This window comes from Kitasatospora sp. NPDC033851, from assembly GCF_055576085.1.
On the sequence record NZ_JBVIRL010000001.1, the window covers coordinates 466,477 to 489,688 of the forward strand.

Consider the following 23,212-nt stretch of genomic DNA (forward strand, 5'->3'; position numbering starts at 1 on the left):
GCCGGACCGCGCACCGCGGATCCGGGCGAAGAGGCGAGGGCGCCTCATGGCAAGGTCGTACGCCGTCAGCGACCTCCGTGTCGCCCGCCCGGAGAACAGGGCGATCGTCGAGGGGCTGTTCCCGGTGGACGAGGAGGACTGGCTGCTGCCGGCCGGGGAGGTGGGCGAGCCGGCCGCGGACGTGGAGTGGGTGCTGCGGCTGCCGGCCGACCGGTTCTCGACCGTGGTGTGGGTGCCGGGCAACCACGAGCTGTGGACCCATCCGTCCGATCCGGTGCGGCTGCGCGGCGAGTACTGGTACGGCAAGCCGGATCCGCTGCTGCGTGAGGTCTTCCCGTCCGGTGAGTAGCGGTGACGGGCCCCGGCCGGTGGGCCGTGGTGGGCGGCCTGGTCCTGACCACCGTGACGGTGCCGCGCAGCGTAAACCCGGCATGCGCGCAAGACCTGTGCTCTAGGAATACCTCTAGATACGACAGGACCGCGTTGACCCGCTCATGGTCACCCAAGACGCTGGAGGCAGTGTTGCCCACCGGTCGTGCGATGAAGAGGACTCCCCCTTGAACTTCCTGTTGCTGGGCCCGCTTTCCGTCCGGTTGAACGCGCGTGAGGTGCACGTGTCGGCGCCGAGACAACGCGTGGTCATGGCAGCCCTCCTCCTCAACGCCAACCGGGTGATCTCGGTCAACCGGATCGCCGAGTACGTCTGGGACGGCGCCCCGCCGCCGAGTGCCGCCGCGACCGTCCGCACCTATGTGATGCGCCTGCGGCAGTCGCTGGGCGAGCACGCCTCCGCCCGGATCCTCACCCGGGCGCCCGGCTACCTCCTCGAACTCGGCGAGCACGAGAGCGATCTCGGGCAGTTCACGGCCCACCGCCGGCGCGCGGCGGAGCTGGCCGAGCGCGGAGACCTGGAAGGTTCCTCCGCCGAGCTGGCCGAGGCGCTCGCCCTGTGGCGCGAGGAGCCGCTGGCGGACATCCCCTCGCAGACGCTGCGCGATGTGGAGGGCCGCTACCTCCAGGAGCTTCGCCTGCAGACCATGGAGATGCGGTTCGACGCGGAGCTGGCGCTGCTGCGGCACGCCGAGGTCGTGCCGGAGCTGGTACGGCTGGTGCGGAAGCACCCCTTACGGGAGGCCCTGGTGGGCAAGCTGATGCTGGCGCTGGGCCGCTCGGGACGGCAGTCGGAGGCCCTGGACCTCTACCAGCGCACCCGGGCGCTGCTCGTCGAGCAGCTCGGCGCCGAGCCGAGCACCGATCTGCGCGAGGTCCACCGGCACATCCTCTCGGCCCACGACCGGCCCCGCGCGCCCGACCCGCTGGAGCAGCCCGCGAAGGCCCCGGAGGCGGCCGTCGCGCCGGCGCCGGCCGACGCCTGGGAAAGATCCTGCTGGCCGAGCCCGGCGCAGCTGCCCTCGGTGCCGCTGCCACTGTCGGCCCGCTCCGGTGCACTGGCGCGGCTGCAGCACTTCCTCACGACCGGCACGATGCCCGCGGGCATGGTGGCGACGGCGGTGGTGACCGGCCGGGGCGGTGTCGGCAAGAGCGCACTGGCCCTGCAAGCGGCGCACGCCGTGCGCGGTTCCTCGGTGCACGGCCAGCTCTACGCGGACCTCGGCGGAGCCGCGCGGCCGCTGACCGCCCGGGCGGTTCTGCCGCGCTTCCTGGCGGACCTCGGTGTGCCCCGGGACGAGATACCCGAGGAGGAGTCGGAACGGGAGAGCCTCTACCGCTCGCTCACCGCGGGCCGCCGTCTGCTGGTGGTACTCGACAACGCCTCCAGCACCGCGCAGGTGCGGCCGCTGATACCGGGTAGCGGGGGCAGCAGGCTGCTGGTGACCAGCCGACGGCGGCTGGCCGATCTGGAGGGGGCGTCCCCGCTCGTACTCGGCCCGCTGGACGAGGCCGGGTCGCTGGAGCTGCTGGGCAGCATCGTCGGCCCGGCCAGGGTCGGTGCCGAACCGCGGTCGGCCCGTTCGGTGCTGACGGTCTGCGCGGGCCTGCCGCTGGCGATCCGGATCGCGGGGACCCGGCTGCTGGAGCGCCCGCACTGGACCATCGGGCACTTCGCCCGGCGGCTCACGGACGCCCCGCGGCTGCTGGACGAACTGTGCGCGGGCGACCTCGGTGTCCGGCCCTGCCTCGACGCCGACCACGCCGGGCTCCGGCGGACGGCTCCGGCCGGGGTCGACCCGGCCGAGGTGTTCACCACGCTGGGGGCCGCCGGATCGCGTTCGGTCTCCAGCAGTAGGGTCGCGGTGATGTTCGGCTGCTCCGAGGCGCAGGCCGAGGAGGCCTTGGACGCCCTGGTCGAGGCGAATCTGCTGGGTGAGCCGGCGGGGGGCCGCTACCGGCTGGACGCGCTGCTGCGGGCGTACGCCCGCGAGCGGGCGCAGGCGGTCGCCGCACGGCAGCACGATCACCCGTACATGCGCGCCGGGTGACCGTCCCGGCGGCCCGGCGACGGGCACCCGGCGGCCCGGTTCCCCTTCCCCCGATGCTTTCGACCCGATCTCCTTCACCCGATCTCCTTCGAGAGGACCCCCGCGCCATGGCCCACCAGACAGAAGCCACCCACGACCTGCTCGCCTACGTCCGGGAGGTCTCCCTCCGTGACGACGCTCTACTCAGGGAGCTGCGGGAGGCCACCGCGGACCTGCCGGGCGGGACCGCCATGCAGGTGATGGCGGAGGAGGGCCAACTGCTCTCCCTGCTGGTCGGGTTGACGGGGGCGCGGGCGGTGCTGGAGATCGGCACCTTCACCGGCTACAGCACCCTGTGCATGGCCCGCGCTCTCCCGGCCGACGGGGTGCTGGTGTCCTGCGACATCGACGACCGGTGGCCGGCCATCGGCGCCGACTTCTGGAAGCGGGACGGGGTCGACTCGCGGATCGACCTGCGGATCGGCGATGCCACCTCAACCCTGGACGCGCTGCTGACGGAGCGCGGGCCGGAGAGCTTCGACCTGGTGTTCATCGACGCGGATAAGAGCAACTACGTCCGATACTACGAGACTTCGCTGGCGCTGCTGCGCGCCGGCGGTCTGATCGTGGTCGACAACACCCTCTTCTTCGGCCGGGTCGCCGATCCGGCCGCAGTGGACCCGGAGACCGCCGGGGTCCGGGCTTTGAACCGGCTGCTGCACGAGGACCCTCGGGTGGAGCTGTCGCTGCTGGTGATGGCCGACGGGATCACACTCGTCCGCAAGCGCTGAGGGCGGCGGGCCGGAGCCCGGGAGCGCCGGCCGCCGCCGCGGTCACGACGTTCCCGGGCCCCCTTCCGGCACGTTCAGGTCGGGTGCGTCCACGCTGATGACCGTGGACACCACGCGCGGGCCGGGGACCAGGTGGAGGCGCTGGAGTCCGGTGTCCTCCGGAACCGGCGCGAGGACGGCGGCACACGGGCACGGGGCTTCGTCCAGGCCCTCGAAGCCCGCGAACCGGTAGGCGATCTCCATCATCCGGTTGCGTTCGGTCGCCCGGAAGTCCGCGACCAGGTGGACTCCGGACCGGGCGGCGGCGTCGGCCAGCCAGTTCAGCAGGGTCGCGCCGGCGCCGTAGGCGACGACCCGGCAGGAGGTGGCGAGCAGCTTGAGGTGCCACAGGCCCGGGTGCCGTTCGAGCAGCAGGACGCCGACCGCGCCGTGCGGGCCGAACCGGTCGGTGAGGGTGACCACCAGGACCTCGTGCCGGGGGTCGGTGATCAGGCCGCGCAGCACCGCGTCCGGGTAGTGGACCCCGGTCGCGTTCATCTGGCTGGTGCGCAGGGTGAGTTCCTCGACCCGGGACAGCTCCTCGCCGGTGGCCCGGCCGATGCGCATCCGCAGGTCCAGGGAGCGCAGGAACTCCTCGTCGGGGCCGGGGGCGGCCGCCCGCTCGGCCTCGCGGCGGAAGCCCGCCTGGTACATCTGGCGGCGGCGCCGGGAGTCGACGGTGCTGGCCGCGGGGGTGAACTCGGCGAGTTCGGGGAGTGCGAGGACCTGCTCGGCCGGGTAGCACCGTACGTCGGGCAGGTGGAAGGCCACTTCGGCGCGTTCGGCGGGCCGGTCGTCGACGAAGGCGATGGTCGTGAGCGCGAAGTTCAGCCGGTCGGCGATCCGGCGCACCGACTCGGACTTGGTGCCCCACCCGATCTCCGGCAGGACGAAGTACTCGGCCACGCCGAACGCCTCCAGCCGGGCCCAGGCGTGCTCGTGGTCGTTACGGCTGGCGACGGACTGGAGGATGCCGCGGGAGTCGAGCTCGATCACCACCTTGCGCACCTCGTCCGGCAGGTGCACCTCGCCGTCCTCCAGCAGGGTGCCCTGCCAGAGGGTGTCGTCCAGGTCCCAGACCAGGCACTTGACAATCTCGGCCATGCCGTCCTTCCTCGTCTCGTCGGCCGTGGGCCCGCTCACCGTGCCCCCGGAGCGGAGAGGGCGTGCTGTGCCAGCATCAGCCGGCACAGCTCGTTGCTGCCCTCGATGATCTCCATCAACTTGGCGTCCCGGTACGCCCGGGCCGCCGCGTGCCCGTCCCGGGACCCGGCCGAGGCCAGTACCTGGACGGCCGTCGCCGCGCCCCGGGCGGCCTGCGTCGCGCTGACGTGCTTGGCCAGTACGGTCGCCACCACCTGGTCCGGCGACCCTTCGTCCCAGCAGCGGCTGGCGTGCTCGCAGACCCGCGCGGCCACCTGCTCGGCCGTGTAGAGGTCGGCGAGGTGCCCGGCGACGAGCTGGTGCTCTGCGAGCGGCCTGCCGAACTGCTCCCGCCCTGAGGCGTGCGCGGTGGCCGCCGCCAGACAGGCCCGCAGGATGCCCACGCACCCCCAGGCGACGGACATCCGCCCGTAGGCCAGCGCGGTCGTCACCAGCAGGGCGGGCGGCAGTCCGTGACCGCCCAGGACGCTGTCGGCCGGCAGCCGCACCCCGTCGAGGTGTACGTCCGCGTGTCCGGCCGCGCGGCAGCCGAGCGGGTCGGCGATCCGCTCGATCCGGACGCCGGGCGTGTCGGCGGGCACCACGACGGCCACCGCGCCGTCCTCGTAGCGGCCGACGACGACCAGCAGGTCGGCATAGTGGGCGGCGGTCACCCACTTCTTGTGTCCGTCGACGACGACCGCGTCGCCGTCGCGGCGGACGGTCGTCGTCATCGCCGCGAGGTCACTGCCGGCGCCGGGCTCGCTGAAGCCGACCGCCGCCAGTCCGCCGCCGGTCAGCCGGGGGAGGTGGGCGGCCGACTGCTCGGCGGTGCCGAGGCGCTGGATGGTCCATGCCGCCATGCCCTGGGAGGTCATCACGCTGCGCAGCGAGCTGCAGAGGCCGCCCACGTGGGCGGTGTACGCGCCGCTGCGCATGCTGCTGAGCCCCCAGCCGCCGTACTGCTCCGGGACTTCGGCGCACAGTCGGCCCTCGGCGCCCAGTTCGCGGAGCAGGTCCAGCGGGATGAGGCCGGTCCGATCCCACTCCCCCGCCTGGTCGCCGACCCGCAGGGCGACGGAGGTCATGGCGCTGTTCAGGTCCTCACCCATGCCGGCCCCCGGCGGCGGGCACCCGGAGCCGGTCCACCAGCTCCGCCATCCGCCGTACGGTGCGGAAGTTGTCCAGCCGCAGGTCCGCGCCGCGGACGGCGATGGCGTAGGTCTTCTCCAGGTGCACCACCACCTGCATGGCGAACAGGGACGACAGGCCGCCGGCGTCGAACAGGTCGGTGTCTGCGTCCCAGGCGGTTCCGGTGTGTCCCTCCAGGAATCCCAGCAGTTCCTTCTCCAGGTCGTGGGTGTCGGGCGTGTTCGCTGTGGTCATGGCCGTCTCCTTGTCGGGGTGATCAGGTGTAGTCGTAGAAGCCGCGCCCGGACTTGCGGCCCAGCCGGCCCTCGCGGACCAGCCGGAGCAGCAGTTCGGCGGGGCGGCAGCCGTCGTCGCCGGTGCGTTCGTGGAGCACGGTGAGGGAGTCGACGAGGTTGTCGATGCCGATCAGGTCCGCGGTGCGCAGCGGGCCGGTGGGGTGTCCCAGGCAGCCCTGCATCAGGGCGTCGACGTCCTCCGCGGTCGCCGTGCCCTCCTCCACGACGCGGGCCGCGTCGTTGATCATCGGGTGCAGGATGCGGCTGGTCACGAAGCCGGGTGCGTCCCGGACGACCACCGCCCGCCGCCGCAGCGCCGTGAGCAGGGCCGCCACGGCGGCCATCGCCGGGTCCCCGGTCTTGGCGCCGCGGACCACTTCGGCGGTGCCGATCAGGTAGGGCGGGTTCATGAAGTGGGTGCCGACCAGATCCTCCGGCCGCTCCACGGCCCCGGCCAGTTCGTCGACGGGGATCGAGGAGGTGTTGGTGATCAGCAGGGTTCCGGGCCGGACCAGTCCGGAGACCTCGGACAGGACGGCGGCCTTGATCGCGGCGTTCTCGGTGACCGCCTCGACGACGGCGGTGGCTCCGGCGGCGGCCTTGAGCGAGGTGCCGGTGGCCAGGGCGCCGAGGGGCGTCCCGGCGGGCAGGGCGCCCATCAGCTCGGCCAGCCGGAGGTCGCCGTCGATCAGGTCCGTGGCCCGGTCGAGCCGTTCCCGGTCGATGTCGACCAGGTGGACCGGCAGGCCGTGTCCGAGGGCGAGGACGGTGATGCCGACGCCCATCACCCCGGCTCCCAGCACGGTGAGGGCGTGTCGCGGGGGGGAATCGTCGTACGGGGCTGTGGTCAACGGGCTCTCCTTCGGTTTCACAGGTCTTCGGGGGTGCGGAGGGTGGTGCCGAGCCAGTCGGCGACGGCGTCGCCGGTGGTCGCGACATGCTGTTCCATGATCGAGAAGTGGTCTCCGGGAACGTCGACGACGGTGTCGGCACCGGCCCAGGACGAGCGCCAGTCACCGGCTTCGGCGGACGGGCGGCCGAGCGGGGTGGAGGCGCGGACCAGCAGCAGCGGGGCGCGGACCGCCGGGGGTTTCCAGTCGTCGAGCAGACGGAAGTAGCCGCCCATCGCGGTCAGCCTGGTCCCGTCCATCGGGGCCGCCCGGTCCTCGCGGTCGAACATGCCGCCCAGCAGGACGTCGTTGAACTGGGTGATGCCCTCGTTGTCGGAGAGGTAGGTGTCCAGCAGCACCACGGCCGCCGGGCCCTCGCCGCGCTGCTCCAGCGCGGCGGCCACTCCGTGGGCGAGCGTGCCGCCGGAGGAGGAGCCGGCCAGGACGAGCGTCCGTCCGGGCAGTTCCCGGAGCAGTGTCGTCGCCTGGAAGTCCAGCAGGGCCGACATGTCGGCGGGCAGTTCCTCCTCGGGGGTGAATCCGGGGGCGTCCAGGGCGGCGACGGCGTAGCGGTCCCGGAAGCGGGCGGCGAAGCGGGCGTACTGGTGGGCACCGCCGAGGGCGACGATGGAGCCGAAGCAGACGAGTACGGGGGCGTCGGCGCGCTCGTTCAGGCGCAGCAGCCGCGGGCCGGTGCCGGCGGCCGCGAGGTCGCTGCCGCTGGGGAAGGCCGGGCGCAGGGCGGAGGCGTGCTTGAGCAGGGCGATGCCCTCGTCGATCCGGCCGAGTGCGCAGGCCCGGCGGAACAGCACGCTCACCGGGTCGGTGTCGGCGGTGTCGGTTCCGGTTGCGGCGGTTCCGGTTGCGGGCGCCGTTTCGGGCCGGGGGGTGTCTTCGCTCCGAGTCTCGGCGGCGAGGCGCGCCGCGAGCGCGGCGGGGGTGCCGCTGTCGAAGACGGCGGAGGGCCGCAACCGCAGTCCGGTGGCGGCGGCCAGCCGGTTGCGGAGCTCGACCGCGGTCAACGAGTCGAATCCGACGGAGAGGAAGGGCACCGTCGCGGACAGCGCCCCGGAGTCGGTGTGGCCGAGGACCTCGGCGGCTTGGGCGAGGACGATGTCAAGCAGGACCAGCCCGCGTTCCTGTACGTCGGCGGCGGCGTCGAGCCGTTGCCGCAGCGCTGCGGCGGCGGTCGGCGTCCCCTTCGCTCCGGTCGTCGCGGTCGGGCTGCGCCGGACCAGGGAGCGCAGCATCGGGTGCACCGGGCCGTCGCCGCGCACGGTGAGGTCGAGGTGGGCCAGGACGACGGGGCTCCCGTCTCCCGGCGGGGCGGCGTCCGCGGCGCACACCGTGTCCAGCAGGGCCATGGCCTCCTCGTCGGAGAGGCCGCGGGCGCCGCGCCGGTCGATGCGCCGCCGCTCGGCGCCGCCGAGCTCCGCCGTCATCCCGCTCACCCGCTCCCAGGGCCCCCAGGCCAGGGACAGGCCGGGGAGCCCGAGCCGTCGGCGTTCCGCGATGAGGGCGTCGAGCGCGGCGTTGGCGGCCGAGTAGGACGCCTGGCCGGGGCTGCCCAGCACGCCCGCGGCGGAGGAGAAGACGACGAACGCGGACAGGTCCGCTCCGCGCGTCAGTTGGTCGAGGTGCCGGGCGGCGTCGAACTTGGGCCGCAGGACGGCGGTCATCCGCTCACCGGTCAGCCCCTCCAGCAGACCGTCGTCGAGCATTCCGGCGGTGTGGACCACGGCGCACAGCGGGTGGCGTTCGGGGATGGCCGCCAGGGCGGCGGCCAGTGCCTGACGGTCGGACACATCACAGCTGACAGCGGCCAGTTCGGCTCCGGCCTCGGCCAGCTCCGCCGTCAGCTCCGGCATGCCGGGGGCGTCGGCGCCGCGGCGGCTCAGCACGAGGAGGTGGCGTACCCCGTGCGCGGCGACCAGATGGCGCGCCAGGACGGCCGCGAGAGCGCCGCCCCCGCTCACCAGTACCGTCCCTTCGGACGGCCCGAACGGGCCGGCCGGCCGGGTCGCGGTGGCGGTGGCCGTGGCGGTGGTGACCGGCGGCCGTACCAGTCGGGGCGCGTACAGGACGCCACCGCGCAGGGCCGCCTGTGGTTCGCCCGTGGCGAGGAGCTCGGCGAGCGCGTCGCTGAGACCGTCCGGGTCCGGCCCTTCGGTGTCCAACAGCACGAACCGGTCGGGGTGTTCGAGCTGAGCGGCTCGGAGCATGCCCCAGACGGCCGCCGCACCGAGGTCCGCCGGCTGCGGCTGCGGCTGCGCGCCGAGCGGGCCGGTCGCGCCCCGGGTGAGCACCACCAGGGGCGTACGGGCGGTGGTGTCGTCGGCCAGGTGGGCCTGGAGGCGGCCCAGGACCCCGGACGCGACCGCGTGCACCGCCGCGGGGTCCGCATCCCGGGCGGGGGCGTCCGCGGTCACTGTGTCGGCGGACGGGGGGCAGGTCAGCAGCATCGCGTCGGGTGTCGCGGACGGGGGTTCGGTGGGGAAGGCGGTCGGCAGCAGCCGCTCGTCCTGCGGGCCGAGGAGGCCCCAGCGGGTGACCGGGCGCGGGCCGGGCCCGGCAGTGACCGGCGTCCAGCCGACGTGGAAGACGGAGCCGGAGGACGCCCCCAGTGCGGCGGTGGACGCCGTGCGCAGGGTGAGCGAGCCGACCGTCGCCACCGTGCGCCCCGAGGGATCGGTGATCCGCGCGGTGACGGCGTCCGGGCCGTCGGGGCGCAGCCGGACGCGCAGGACCGGCGCGTCGGAGGTTTCGATCGCGACGCGCTGCCAGGAGAACGGCAGGGGGACGCCGTCGGCGGGCTCCGCGGTCGCGGCGCCTTCGCGCAGACCGGTCGTCTGGAGGGCCGCGTCCAGGAGGGCCGGGTGCACGCCGAAGCCGCCCGCTCCGCCGGCGGGGAGGCCGTCGGGCAGGGCCACTTCGGCGTGGATCGCGTCTGCGGTGCGCCATGCGGCGCGCAGGCCCCGGAACGCCGGGCCGTAGGCGACGCCCCGGGTTTCGAGCAGCCGGTACAGTTCGTCCACGTCGAGGGGGACCGCGTCGGGCGGGGGCCAGGTGCCGGCCGGTTCGGTCGTGTCGTCCCGGTCGGCCGAGGGGTCCCGGGGGCCGACCGCGCCGGTCGCGTGCCGCGTCCAGGGCCGGTCGGCGGAGCCGGGGGCGGCCTCGGGCCGGGAGTGGAACTCCACCGGGCGCCGTCCCGCGCCGTCTTCGGCGCCCACCCGTACGCGCAGTTGCACGGCCTGATCGTCGGGCAGCAGCAGCGGGGCGGCGAGGGTCAGCTCCTCCACGAGGGCGCAGCCGAGGCGGCGGCCCACGTGCGCGGCCAGCTCCACGAGGGCCGCGCCGGGCAGGATCACGGCTCCGGCCACGGCGTGGTCGGCGAGCCAGGGGTGGGTGGCCGAGGAGAGCCGGCCGGTGAAGAGGGTGCCCGCGTCGTCGGGCAGTTCGACCGCGGCGCCGAGCAGCGGGTGGTCCGCGGCGGACTGGCCGGTGGCCGCCTGGTCCCGGTCGGCCGGCAGGGCGTCCAGCCAGTAGCGGCGTCGTTGGAAGGCGTAGGTGGGCAGGTCCACCCGCTGGGCACCGGTTCCCGCGAACAGTCGCTCCCAGTCGACGCGCAGGCCCCGGACGTGTGCCTCGGCGAGCGCGAGCTGGAGTCGGCGGAGCCCTCCGGCCCCGCGCCGCAGGGTGTCGAGCACCAGCGTCTCCGGGGCGCCCGCGTCGGCGGCCGTGTCCTCGATCGCGTACATCAGGGCGGGCTGGGGGCCGGACTCGATGAAGACGCGGTGCCCGGCCGCGAGGAGCGAGCGGGTCACCCGCTCGAACTCGACGGTCTGCCGGAGGTTGCGGTACCAGTACTCGGCGCCCAGGGACTTCGTGTCCAGCAGGCCGCCGGTCACGCTGGAGTAGTACGGCACGGCACCCGCGAGGGGGGTGATCCCGTCCAGGTCGGAGAGCAGGCGCCGGCGGATCTGCTCCACGTGCGAGGAGTGCGACGCGAAGTCGGTTTCGATGCGAGTCGCCCACACCCCTTCCTCCAGGAGTTCCTCCACCAGGGCCGTGACCGCGTCGGCGTCGCCCGACACCGCCACCGACGACGGGCCGTTCACCGCCGCCACCGAGAGCCGGCCCGCCCACGGGGCGATGCGCTCCCGTGCCACGTCCACCGGCAGGGGCACCGACGCCATCCCGCCACGGCCCGCCAACGCCCCCACCGCACGGGAACGCAGCGCGACCACCCGCGCCCCGTCGTCGATGCTCAGGCCACCCGCCACCACCGCGGCGGCGATCTCGCCCTGGGAGTGGCCCACCACCGCGTCCGGAACGACGCCGAACGAGCGCCACACCTCCGCCAGCGACACCATCACCGACCACAGCACCGGCTGCAGCACGTCGACCCGGGCGAGCAACCGCTCCGAGCCCAGCGCCTCCGCCGACGACCAATCCACGTAAGGCGCCAGCGCCCGCTCGCACTCGGCCATCCGCCCCGCGAACGCCTCCGATTCGGCCAGCAGCTCCGCGGCCATCCCCACCCACTGCGAACCCTGACCCGGGAACACCAACACCGAACGGCCCGGGGGCAGCCCGCTGCCGACCGTCACGCCCGCCGCACGCACGCCCCGCGACAGGGCGGCGACACCGGCCAGCAGTTCGCCCCGGTCCGCCCCCACCACCACCGCGCGCTCCGCGAACCGCGAACGCCCCGCCGCCAGCGAATGGCCGACGTCCGTCACGCTCAGGCCCGGTTCCGCCACCACCCGCTCGTACAGCGCCGTCGCCTGGGCGCGCAGCGCATCCGGAGTGCGCGCCGACAGGATCCAGGGGACGGCGGCGGGCACCGGTTCCGGCGTGGCGGGCCCGTCGGAAGCTGCCGGGTCGGCCGGGGCCTGTTCGAGGATGACGTGGGCGTTGGTGCCGCTGGCGCCGAAGGAGGACACCCCGGCCCGGCGCGGACGTCCCGTCTCCGGCCAGGGGGCGGCCTCGGTGAGCAGGGAGACGGCTCCCTCGGTCCAGTCGATCTGGGGCGAGGGACGGTCGACGTGCAGGGTGCGCGGCATCACGCCGTGCCGCATCGCGAGCACCGACTTGATCACCCCGCCGACGCCCGCGGCGGCCTGGGTGTGGGACAGGTTGGACTTCAGCGAGCCCAGTCGCAACGGCCGCCCGGCGGGCCGGTCCTGACCGTACGTGGCCATGAGCGCCTGCGCCTCGATGGGGTCGCCGAGGACGGTGCCGGTGCCGTGCGCCTCCACCATGTCGACCTCGGACGGGTCGAGTCCGGCACGGGCGAGCGCCCCGTTGATGACGCGCTGCTGCGCGGGCCCGTTCGGGGCGGTCAGCCCGTTGCTGGCGCCGTCCTGGTTGACGGCCGAGCCGCGGATGACGGCCAGGACGGGGTGCCCCGCGCGCCGGGCGTCCGAGAGCCGTTCCAGCAGGAGCAGGCCCAGGCCCTCCCCGAACCCGGCTCCGTCCGCCGCGGACGAGAAGGACTTGCTGCGTCCGTCGGGTGCCAGGCCGCGCTGGCGGCTGAATCCGACGTACAGGCCGGGGGTGGACATCACGGTCACCCCACCGGCCAGGGCGAGGGTGGTGTCGCCGGAGCGCAGCCCCTGGCAGGCGAGGTGGACGGCGACCAGGGAGGACGAGCAGGCGGTGTCCAGGGTGACCGCCGGGCCTTCCAGGCCCAGGGTGTAGGCGATCCGGCCCGAGGCGACGCTGGGGATGGTGCCGGTGCCGAGGAAGCCTTCCACTTCGTCGGGCACCCGGCCGAGCCGGGACCCGTATTCGCTGTAGATCACTCCGGTGTAGACGCCGGTGCGGCTGCCGCGCAGGGTCGCCGGGTCGATGCCCGCGCGTTCCACCGCTTCCCAGGACGCTTCCAGCAGCAGCCGCTGCTGCGGGTCCATGGCCAGGGCCTCGCGCGGCGAGATGCCGAAGAAGCCGGGGTCGAAGCCGGTCGCGTCGTGGAGGAAGCCGCCTTCCCGGACGTAGAAGGTGCCGGGGGCGTCGGGGTCGGCGTCGAAGCCGCCCTCGACGTCCCAGCCGCGGTCGGTGGGGAACGGCGAGACCGCGTCGCGTTCCTTGACCAGCAGCTCCCACAGGTCTTCCGGGGTGCGTACGCCGCCGGGGTAGCGGCAGCTCATCGCCACGATGGCGATGGGCTCGGCGGAGTCGTCGCGGAGCCGTCGGTTCTCCTGCCGCAGGCGCTGGTTGTCCACCAGCGAGGCGCGCAGGGCGGCGACCACCTGGTCCGTGTCGGTGGGCATGGGGTTGGGCTTCTCCTTCTGCGGCTGTCGGTCAGTCACGTTCGCCGCCCAGGGCCATCCGGACGAGGTCGTCGACGGCCATGGCGTTGATGTCGGCGGCGGGAGCCGGCGTGTCCGGTGTCTCCGGCCGGTCGGCGAGGTGCGCCCCGGCGGCCTTCCCGGTGCCGGCGGGGTCGCCCGGCCCGTCGGGTACCAGGCGCCCGGTGAGGTGGGCGGCGACGGCGGCCGGGGTGGGGTGGTCGAAGACCAGGGTGGCGGGCAGCCGGCGGCCGGTGGCGGCGCCGAGCCGGTTGCGGAGTTCGACGGAGGTGAGCGAGTCGAAGCCGAGGTCCTTGAACGCCTGGTCCGGGTCGACGGCCTCGGGTCCGCCGTGGCCGAGGATGTCGGCGACCCGGCTCCGTACCAGGTCGAGCAGGGTGGCGACGCGTTCCTCCGGGGTGAGGCCGGTCAGCCGGCGGCGCAGCGAGTCCGCTTCGGCGGCGTCCGCCCCGGAGGCGGGGCGGCGTGCGGTACCGGGGACCAGGGCGGCGAGCAGGGCCGGGACGGGTCCGGTCCGGGCTACCGTCCGGAGCCGGCCGAGGTCGATCTTGACCGGGACGAGCAGCGGTTCGTCCAGGGTGAGCGCCGCGTCGAACAGGGCCAGGCCCTCTTCGCTGCCGATGGCCGCGGTGCCTCCCCGGGACATCCGCCGCAGGTCGGCGGCGGTGAGCGTGCCGGTCATGGTGCTGCGGCGCGCCCACAGGCCCCAGGCGAGCGACTGGGCGGGCAGTTTCAGGGCACGGCGGTGCTGGGCGAGCGCGTCGAGGAAGGCGTTGGCGGCCGCGTAGTTGCCCTGCCCGGCGTTGCCGACCGTGGCGGACGCGGAGGAGAACAGGACGAAGGCCGACAGCGCAAGGTCACGGGTGAGGTTGTGCAGGTTGAGGGCTGCGTCGACCTTGGGCCGCAGGACGTGGCGCATCCGCCCGGGGGTCAGCGACTCGATCGTCCCGTCGTCCAGGACGCCGGCCGCGTGGACGACCGCGCTCAGCGGGCGGTCGGCGGGGATGCCGGCGAGCAGCGCGGCGAGCGCGTCCCGGTCGGCGACGTCACAGGCCTCCACGTCCACCCGGGCGCCGAGGCCGCGCAGTTCGGCGGCGAGGTCGGCCAGGCCCGGGGTGTCCGTGCCGCGCCTGCCGACGAGCAGCAGGTTCTGTACGCCGTGCGCGGTCACGAGGTGCTGTGCCACCAGGCCGCCGAGCGCGCCGCCGGCCCCGGTGACGAGGACGGTTCCCCCGGCCGCGGCGATACCGGACGGTGTGTCCGGGGCCGGGTTCGGGTCCGTGGCGACGGTGGCCCTGGTGAGGCGGGCGGCGAGGAGCTCTCCGCCGCGTATCGCCAGTTGGGGTTCCGTTCCGGCCAGTGCCCGGGGCAGCAGGCCGGGCAGGGCGGCCGGGTCGTCGGTGTCGATCAGCAGGAAGCGGTCCGGGTGCTCGGACTGGGCGGAGCGGACGAGGCCGCGGACCGCGGCGCCGGTGAGGTCGGTGACCTCCTCGCCGGCTGCCGTGGCGACCGCACCCCGGGTGACGAGCACGAGCCGGGTGCCGTCGTCCCACCGCGGGTCGGACAGCCAGTCCTGGACGAGCCGCAGGGCGTCGTCCAGTGCGGTGTGCACGGATGCGGCGTCGGGCGGGGACGGAAGGTCCGGGGTGTGGTCGCACCAGGCCAGCACGGCGGCGGGCGACGGCGCTCCCCCGTCCAACGCGGCACCGAGCGCGGCCAGGTCCGGATGGCTGTCCGGGAAGAGTTCCCGGCCGCCGAGGACAGCCCAGTGTCCGAGGGGGTCGGCGGGTGCGGTGGCGGGCACCGCCGACCACTGCACCCGGTAGAGGGATTCCGGGCCGCCGCCCGGGCGGAGGGTGTCGAGGTCGATCAGGCGGACGGCGAGCGCCTCGACCGACGCGACCGGGAGGCCGTTCGAGTCGGTCGCGTCGATCGACACCGATCCGTCCGGCCGGAAGCCGAGCCGTACCCTGAGCGCGGTGGCTCCGGAGGCGTGCAGCCCGACTCCGCTCCAGGAGAACGGCAGTCCGGCGGACGGCCGGTCCGCGCCCGATTCGGTGTCCGGCCGAGCCCGCAGGAACAGCCCCTGGAGGGCGGCGTCCAGGAGGGCGGGGTGCACGCCGAAGGCGGAGGCGGACCGGTGCTGGTCCTCGGGCAGACGTACCTCGGTGAAGATCTCGTCACCCCGGCGCCAGGCAGCGGTGAGCCCGCGGAAGGCGGGTCCGTAGCCGTAACCGGAGGCACGGAACCGCTCGTACAGGTCGTCGACGGGGATCGGGACGGCGCCGGGCGGGGGCCAGGAGCCGGCGTCGTCCGGTACGGCTGAGGACGACGGCTCGCGGGTCGTGGCGTCGGCGGTGAGCCTGCCGGTCGCGTGCGCGGTCCAGTGCGGGGTCGCCGCGTCCTCGCGGCAGGAGAACAGGTCCAGTGAGCGGCTGCCGTGCGCGTCCGTGGCGCCGACCCGAACCTGCAGGCGGACGGCGGTGTCGGCGGGTATCAACAGCGGTGACTGGAGCGTCAGTTCCTCCACCGTGTGGCAGCCGGCCTCGTCCGCGGCGCGTACCGCGAGTTCCGCGAAGGCCGCGCCGGGCAGCAGGACCGTACCGGCCACCGCATGGTCGGCGAGCCAGGGGTGGGTACGCAGCGAGATCCGGCCCGTGAGCAGCAGTTCACCCGTGTCGGCCAGTTCGATGGCCGCTCCGAGGACGGGGTGGTCGGCCGGATCGAGCCCGGCCGCGCCCACATCGGCCGCCGCGGTGGGCGCCGGCTCGGGCCAGTAGCGGCTGCGCTGGAAGGCGTACGTCGGCAGGTCCACCCGCCGCGCCCCCGGGAACGCACCCGAGAAGTCCGCCCCCAACCCGCACTCCCACGCACGACCCACCGCACGCAACACCTGCGCCGGGCCACCCTCCCCACGACGCAACGTCCCCAACACCACGGCATCCACACCTGCGGCCTCCACCGACTCCCCCACCGCCACACCCAGCACCGCATGCGGGCTGGACTCGACGAAGAACCGGAAGCCCTCCCCCAGCAACGCCTCCGTGGCCTGCCCGAACTCCACCGTCTCCCGCAGGTTCCGGTACCAGTACTCGGTGTCGAGGAACTTCGTGTCCAGCCAGCCGCCCGTCACCGTCGAGAAGAACGGCACCCCGCCCGAGACGGGCACAATGCCGTCCAGGTCGGCGAGCAGCTGCTCGCGGACCTCCTCCACATGCGCGGAGTGCGACGCGTAGTCGACCTCGATCAACCGCGCCCGCACCCCCTCCCCCACCAGAGCCTCCACCAACGCGGCGACCGCGTCCGCGTCACCCGACACCACCGTCGACGACGGACCGTTCACCGCCGCCACCGACAACCGGCCCGCGATCCGCTCCCGCACCGCCTCGACCGGCAGGGGCACCGACGCCATCCCGCCACGGCCCGCCAACGCCCCCACCGCACCGGAACGCAGCGCAACCACCCGCGCCCCGTCGTCGATGCTCAGACCGCCCGCCACCACGGCCGCGGCGATCTCGCCCTGCGAGTGGCCGACCACCGCGTCCGGAACAACACCGAACGAACGCCACACCTCCGCCAGCGACACCATCACCGCCCACAGCACCGGCTGCACCACATCCACCCGCGCCAACAGCGCCTCCGAACCCAACGCCTCCACCAACGACCAGTCCACGTAAGGCGCCAGCGCCCGCTCGCACTCCGCCATCCGCCCCGCGAACACAGCCGACCCGGCCAGCAGCTCCGCGGCCATCCCCACCCACTGCGAACCCTGACCCGGGAACACCAACACCGAACGGCCGTCGACCGGGCGACCGCCGTCCCACGCTCCCGAGTCGTCGTCGGCCATCCGGCCCAGCAGGGTGTGGAGTTGGTCCCGGTCCCCGACCAGTGCCTTCCGGTACTCGAAGGCGGTGCGCGTGTGCAGGGCGGATCCGATGTCGCGCGGGTCGACCCCGGGGTTGCCGTCCAGGTGGCGGCGCAGCCGGTCGGCCTGGAGGCGCAGTGCCTGCGGGCTCTTCGCCGACAGCAGCCAGGGCACCGCCGGCAGGGGGGTGCGCTCGGCCGGCGGGCCGTCGTCCTCCAGGGGGGTGTGTTCGAGGATGGTGTGGACGTTGGTGCCGCTCAGGCCGAAGGAGGACACTCCGGCCCGGAAGGGGCGGCCGTGGGACGGCCAGGGCTGCTGCTCGGTCGCGAGGGCCAGCGCTCCACGCGTCCAGTCGACGTGGCCGGAGGGCCTGCTGACGTGCAGGGTGCGGGGCACCTGCCCGTGCTGCATGGACAGCACCGTCTTGATGACCCCCGCCACACCCGATGCTGCCTGGGCGTGGCCGAGGTTGGACTTGAGGGAGCCGACCAGCAGGGGCCGTCCGGCGGGCCGGTCCTGGCCGTAGGTGGCCAGCAGGGCCTGCGCCTCGATGGGGTCGCCGAGGGTGGTGCCGGTGCCGTGCGCCTCCACCACGTCCACCTCGGACGCCGTCAGGCCCGCGTCCGCGAGCGCCGCCCGGATCACCCGCTGCTGCGACGGACCGTTGGGGGCGGAGAGTCCGTTGCTGGCGCCGTCCTGGTTGACGGCGGAGCCGCGTACCACCGCCAGTACCGGGTGTCCGTTGCGGCGGGCGTCCGACAGCCGCTCCAGCAGCAGGACGCCGACGCCTTCGCCCATGCCCATGCCGTCCGCGTCGTCCGAGAAGGCCTTGCAGCGGCCGTCCTCGGCGAGTCCCCGTTGCCGGGAGAAGCTGATCAGGGCGCCGGGGGTCGCCATCAGGGCGACGCCGCCGACCAGGGCGAGGGAGCAGTCGCCGCCGCGCAGGGCCCGGCCGGCGTAGTGCATGGCGACGAGTGAGGAGGAGCAGGCCGTGTCGATGGTCACGGCGGGGCCTTCGAGGCCCAGGGTGTAGGCGACCCGGCCGGATACGACGCTGGGTGCGCTGCCGGTGAGCAGGTGGCCGTCTCCTTCCTCCGACTGGGCGACGACGGCCGCGTAGTCGGCGTAGTTGACGCCGGTGAACACTCCGGTGCGGCTGCCGCGCAGGGCGGCCGGGTCGATGGCGGCGCGTTCGATCGCCTCCCAGGTGGTTTCCAGGAGCAGCCGCTGCTGGGGGTCCATGGCCAGGGCCTCGCGCGGCGAGATGCCGAAGAACTCCGCGTCGAAGTCGGCGGCGTCGTGCAGGAAGCCGCCGTGCCGGGTGGTCGAGGTGCCGGGGCGGTCGGGGTCGGGGTCGTAGAGGACGTCGATGTCCCAGCCGCGGTCGGTGGGGAAGTCCGAGACGGCGTCGCCGCCGTCGGCGAGCAGGCGCCACAGGTCTTCGGGGGTGCCGATGCCGCCGGGGAAGCGGCAGGCCATGGACACGATCGCGATCGGCTCGTCGTCGGGCGCGGGCGGGTGCGCGGCGGCGTCCGGGTCGGTGGCCTGCCGGCCGAGCAGTTCGGCGCGGATCTCCCGGGCGAGCGCGGTGGACGACGGGTGGTCGAAGATCAGCGTGGACGGCAGCCGCAGTCCGGTGGCGGTGTTGAGCCGGTTGCGGAGTTCGACTGCGGTGAGGGAGGCGAAGCCCATGTCCTGGAACGCCATGCCGGGCCGGATCGCGTCCACCGAGGGATGGCCGAGGACGGCTGCCGCGTGGATGCGGACCAGGTCGAGCAGCAGGCGGTGCTGTTCGGATTCGGCGAGGGCGGCGAGCCGTTGGCGCAGCAGTGCGGCGGCGGGTGCCTCCGTGTCGCCGGTCGCGGCTTCCAGGGCGCGGCGGGCTTCGGGGATGCCGGTGAGCAGCGGGCTGCGGCGGGTGGAGGTGAAGACGGCGGCGAACTGCTCCCAGTCGACGTCGGCGACGGCGAGTACGGTCTCGTCGTCGTCGAGTGCCTGTTGCAGGGCGTGGACCGCGAGGTCGGGGGCGATCCGGGGCAGGCCGTGCTGCTCCAGGTTGAACAGATCGGCGTCCGCTCCGGCGATGCGGTCCTGGAAGGGGTTCTCGGCCTGCCAGATGCCCCAGTCGACGGTGGTGGCGGTGAGGCCGCGGGCCCGGCGGTGCTGGGCCAGGGCGTCGAGGTAGGCGTTGGCTGCGGCGTAGGCGCCGTGGTCGCCGCTGCCCCAGACTCCGGCGATCGAGGAGAACAGGACGAAGGCGTCGAGTTCGCGGTCGAGCAGGGCGTCGAGGTGTTCGGCGCCGGCGGCCTTGGCGGCGACGATCTGTTCGAACGCGGACATCGGTGTGCCGTCCAGGGGGGCGAGCGCGACGAACGCGGCCGCGTGGACGACGGCGGTGACCGGGTCGCCCGCCGTGTCCAGGCCGGTGAGCAGTTCCGCCACCGCCTGACGGTCCGCCAGGTCGCAGACGGGCAGGGTCAGTCGTACGCCGAGGGCGGCCAGTTCCGCGGCGAGTTCGGCCGCGCCGGGTGCCTGGGGGCCGCGGCGGCCGGGCAGGACGAGGTGGGTGGCGCCGCTGCGGGCCAGCCAGCGGACGAGGTGCGGGCCGACGGCTCCGGTGCCGCCGGTCAGCAGGACGGTGCCCCGGGGCTTCCAGTGCTTCGTACGGCTGTCGTTCCGGGGGGCGCGCCGGAGGCGGCGGGCCAGCAGGCCGGTGGGGCGCAGGGCGAGCTGGTCCTCGCGGCCGAGGCCGTCCGGGCCGGTGCCGGGGGCCGTCAGGACGGCGGCGAGGCGGGTCCTGGCGCGGGCGTCGAGGTTCGGCGGCAGGTCGATGAGTCCGCCCCAGCGGGCGGACAGTTCCAGCGCGGCCACCAGTCCGGTGCCCCAGACCAGTGCCTGGCGGGGGTGGGTGACCGGGTCGTCCTGGCCCGTGGACACGGCCCCGGCGGTGGCGCACCACAGGGGTGCGGTGAGGGCGAGGTCGCCCAGGGCCTGCACCAGGGCGACGGTGAGTGCCGTCCCGGTGGGCAGGGCCGGGTGGTCGGGGTGGGGCCGGTCGTCGGCGGCCAGCAGCGACAGCACGCCCGTCGGGACGCGGTCGCCGAGAGCGGTGGCGAGCGTGTCCGCGAGGTCCGTGCGGCGGACGGCGTCGGCGGTGAGTTCGGCCGTGACGACGGTGGCGCCCGCTTCGGTGAGGGCGAGCAGCGGGCCGCGTAGCCGTGCGTCGTCGTCGTGTCCGGCGGGCAGGACGACGAGCCAGGTGCCGGCCGCGGGGGTGGCGGCCGGCGGGTCGGGCAGGGGCTGCCAGCCGATGCGGTAGCGCCAGGAGTCGATGACGCTCTCGTCGCGCCGCTGTTTGCGCCAGCCTCGCAGGGCGGGCAGGACAGGGGCGAGGGCGTCCTCGTCGACGGCGAGGTGGGCGGCGATCTCGGCCGGGGCGTCGTGGTCGACCATGTGCCAGAAGGCCGTGTCGTGCGGGTCGGCGGCGGCCGGTCCGGTGCCGGGCGCCGCCTCCGGCTCCAGCCAGTAGCGCCGCAGCTGGAAGGGGTATCCGGGCAGAGCGGTCGGGCGGGCGCCGGTGCCGGCGTACACCGCGGACCAGTCGACGGCCGCGCCGGCCACCCACAGTTCGGCGGCCGAGCGCAGGGCCCGGCGCAGTCCGCCGTCGTCGCGGCGCAGGGTGCCGACGACCACGGGCGGCTCCTCGGCGCCGGTGGCCTCGGCGGTGTCCTGGAGGGCCATGGTCAGCACCGGGTGCGGCGACACCTCGACGAAGACCTCGTGGCCCTGTTCGATCAGGGAGCGGACGGCGGCATCGAAGCGGACGGTCCCGCGGAGGTTGCGGTACCAGTAGTCGGCGTCCATGACCGTGGTGTCGAGCCGGTCGCCGGTGACGGTGGAGAACAGCGGAATCCGGGCCGGGAGCGGGCGTACGCCGGCCAACGCGGCCAGCACCTCGGACCTGATCCCTTCGACCTGGGCCGAGTGCGAGGCGTAGTCCACGGGTACGGACCGGGCCCGTACGCCCTGTGCGGCGCAGTGGGCGAGCAGTTCGGCCAGGGCCTGGGTCTCGCCCGAGACCACCACGGCGGCGGGCCCGTTGACGGCGGCCACCGACAGCTTCTCGGCCCAGGGGGCGATCTCGGCGCGGACCCGGTCCTCGGGCAGGGACACCGCGACCATGCCGCCGAGTCCGGCCAGCGCCCGGATGGCCCGGCTGCGCAGGGCGACGACCTTCGCCCCGTCCTCCAGGCTCAGCGCGCCCGCCACCACGGCGGCGGCGATCTCGCCCTGGCTGTGCCCGACCACGGCGTCGGGCCGGACGCCCCAGGACTTCCAGTGCGCGGCCAGTGACACCATCACCGCCCACAGCACCGGCTGCACCACGTCCACCCGTTCCAGGGAGGGTGCCCCGGGCGCGCCCTCCAGGACGGCGGGGAGCCGCCAGTCGACATGGGCGCGGAGGGCGGCGTCGCAGGCGGCGAGGCGGTCCCGGAACACGGGGCTGGTGGCGAGCAGGTCCCGCGCCATGCCGGCCCACTGGGAGCCCTGGCCGGGGAACACCAGTGCCGTCCGGCCCTCGACGACCCGGCCGGTGCCCGCGACGACGTCAGCGGGCGTGGCCGGGGCGGTGGAGAGGTCCGTGCCCGGCCCGGACAGGGCGGCGAGGCCGTCCAGCAGTGCGGGGCGCCCGTCGCCGATCACCACGGCCCGGTGTTCGAAAGCGGACCGGGTGGTCGCCAGCGAGAACCCGATGTCGGCCGCCCGTGCGGGCGCGTCCGTGGCGAGCCGGGCGCGCAGCCGGCTCGCCTGGTCCCCGAGCGCGGACGCGGTGCGGCCGGACAGCACCCAGGGCAGCACGGCCCCGGGCGCGCCCGCCCCGGCTGCGGTGTCCGGGCCGTCGGTCGCTGCTTCCGGTCCGTTGGTCTGTTCCGGCTCCGGTGCCTGTTCGAGGACGACGTGCGCATTGGTGCCGCTCATGCCGAACGAGGACACCCCGGCCCGGCGCGGCCGGTCGACGGCGGGCCAGTCGCGGGCCTCGGTGAGGAGTTCGACGGCGCCCGAGGACCAGTCGGCGTGCGGGGTGGGCGCGTCCACGTGCAGGGTGCGGGGCAGGACGCCGTGCCGCAGCGCGAGCACCGTCTTGATGACCCCGGCGACCCCGGCGGCGGCCTGGGTGTGCCCGATGTTCGACTTCAGCGACCCCAGCCACAGCGGACGCCCGGCGGGCCGGTCCTGACCGTAGGTGGCCAGCAGCGCGTCGGCCTCGATCGGGTCGCCGAGGGTGGTACCGGTGCCGTGCGCCTCCACCGCGTCGACCTCGGAAGCGGTCAGTCCGGCGTCGGCGAGGGCCGCCCGGATGACCCGCTGCTGGGAGGGGCCGTTGGGGGCGGTCAGGCCGTTGCTGGCGCCGTCCTGGTTGACGGCCGAGCCGCGCAGCACGGCCAGCACCGTACGGCCGTTGCGGCGCGCGTCCGACAGCCGCTCCAGCAGCAGCATCCCCACGCCCTCGCCCCAGCCGGTGCCGTCCGCGGCCGCCGCGAACGGCTTGCAGCGGCCGTCGGGGGACATCGCGCCCTGCCGGCTGAACTCGACGAACACCGCCGGCAGCGCCATCACGCTGACCCCGCCGGCGAGCGCGAGCGAGCACTCACCGGCCCGCAGGGCCCGCGCCGCGAGGTGCAGCGCCACCAGCGAGGCCGAACAGGCGGTGTCCACGGTGACGGCCGGGCCTTCGAGACCGAGCGCGTAGGACACCCGCCCGGACATCACGCTCATCGAGTTCCCCGTCATCAGGAACCCCTGGACGGCTTCGGCCGCGCCGGAGCCCAGCGTCGCGTACCCCTGGTCGATGGCCGCGACATACACCCCGGTACGGCTGCCCCGCAGGGTGAGCGGGTCGATGCCGGCCTGCTCGACGGCCTCCCAGGACGCAATCAGCAGCAGCCGCTGCTGCGGGTCCATCGCGACCGCCTCACGGGGCGAGATGCCGAAGAACTCCGGGTCGAAGTCCGCCGCGCCGTCCAGGAACGCCCCTCGCCCGGGGACCGTGCCGCCGGACGGCCAGGCGGTCTCCCAGCCCCGGTCGCCGGGGACCGGCGCGATGGTGTCGCGGCCTTCGGCGAGCAGTTCCCACAGGTCGTCGGGGGTGCGGACGCCGCCGGGGAAGCGGCAGCTCATCGCCACGACCGCGATCGGCTCGCTCGTGCGGGCCTCGGCCTCCCGGAGCCGCTGCCGGGTGTCCCGCAGGTCGATGGTCACCCGGTTGAGGTAGTCGCGCATCCTCTGGTCGCTCACTGGACACCGCTGCTTTCGTCTCGGGC

At 74.7% G+C, this 23,212-nt stretch carries 9 protein-coding genes; 3 read left to right on the plus strand and 6 right to left on the minus strand.

Features of this window, described 5'->3' with window-relative positions; translation table 11 throughout:
* Positions 1-46: 46 nt before the first annotated feature.
* From ACZ51D_RS01920 to ACZ51D_RS01930, 3 genes are all read left to right on the plus strand, one after another.
* Positions 47-349 carry a metallophosphoesterase family protein gene (locus ACZ51D_RS01920; protein WP_465660816.1) on the plus strand — a complete coding sequence of 101 codons (303 nt, stop codon included), beginning with the start codon at positions 47-49 and terminating at the stop codon, positions 347-349.
* Between the two features lie 265 nt (positions 350-614).
* Positions 615-2,441 (plus strand): AfsR/SARP family transcriptional regulator, encoded by a 1,827-nt coding sequence (locus ACZ51D_RS01925; protein ID WP_465661043.1) that lies wholly within the window; start codon positions 615-617, stop codon positions 2,439-2,441.
* A gap of 107 nt (positions 2,442-2,548) precedes the next feature.
* Complete coding sequence (locus ACZ51D_RS01930; RefSeq protein ID WP_465660818.1) at positions 2,549-3,211, plus strand: class I SAM-dependent methyltransferase; 663 nt, start codon at positions 2,549-2,551, stop codon at positions 3,209-3,211.
* 42 nt (positions 3,212-3,253) lie between these two features.
* On the opposite strand, the gene ACZ51D_RS01935 is transcribed toward ACZ51D_RS01930, so the two are convergent.
* Genes ACZ51D_RS01935 through ACZ51D_RS01960 form a run of 6 tightly spaced genes read right to left on the minus strand, consistent with a single transcriptional unit; the run spans position 3,254 to position 23,171 of the window.
* Positions 3,254-4,354, minus strand: a complete 1,101-nt coding sequence (locus tag ACZ51D_RS01935) for an HAD-IIIC family phosphatase (RefSeq protein ID WP_360509313.1) — start codon at positions 4,352-4,354, stop codon at positions 3,254-3,256.
* A gap of 35 nt (positions 4,355-4,389) precedes the next feature.
* On the minus strand, positions 4,390-5,505 hold the full coding sequence (locus ACZ51D_RS01940) for an acyl-CoA dehydrogenase family protein (RefSeq protein ID WP_465660820.1): 1,116 nt from the start codon (positions 5,503-5,505) through the stop codon (positions 4,390-4,392).
* On the minus strand, positions 5,498-5,779 hold the full coding sequence (locus ACZ51D_RS01945) for an acyl carrier protein (protein ID WP_360509310.1): 282 nt from the start codon (positions 5,777-5,779) through the stop codon (positions 5,498-5,500). The genes ACZ51D_RS01940 and ACZ51D_RS01945 overlap by 8 nt, the downstream gene beginning before the upstream one ends.
* Before the next feature lie 22 nt (positions 5,780-5,801).
* The gene (locus ACZ51D_RS01950; RefSeq protein ID WP_465622932.1) at positions 5,802-6,671 is read right to left on the minus strand and encodes a 3-hydroxyacyl-CoA dehydrogenase family protein; all 870 of its coding nucleotides are present in this window, start codon (positions 6,669-6,671) and stop codon (positions 5,802-5,804) included.
* 17 nt (positions 6,672-6,688) lie between these two features.
* Positions 6,689-12,985 (minus strand): type I polyketide synthase, encoded by a 6,297-nt coding sequence (locus ACZ51D_RS01955; protein WP_465660822.1) that lies wholly within the window; start codon positions 12,983-12,985, stop codon positions 6,689-6,691.
* A gap of 31 nt (positions 12,986-13,016) precedes the next feature.
* Positions 13,017-23,171 carry a type I polyketide synthase gene (locus ACZ51D_RS01960; protein ID WP_465661045.1) on the minus strand — a complete coding sequence of 3,385 codons (10,155 nt, stop codon included), beginning with the start codon at positions 23,169-23,171 and terminating at the stop codon, positions 13,017-13,019.
* Positions 23,172-23,212: the final 41 nt, after the last annotated feature.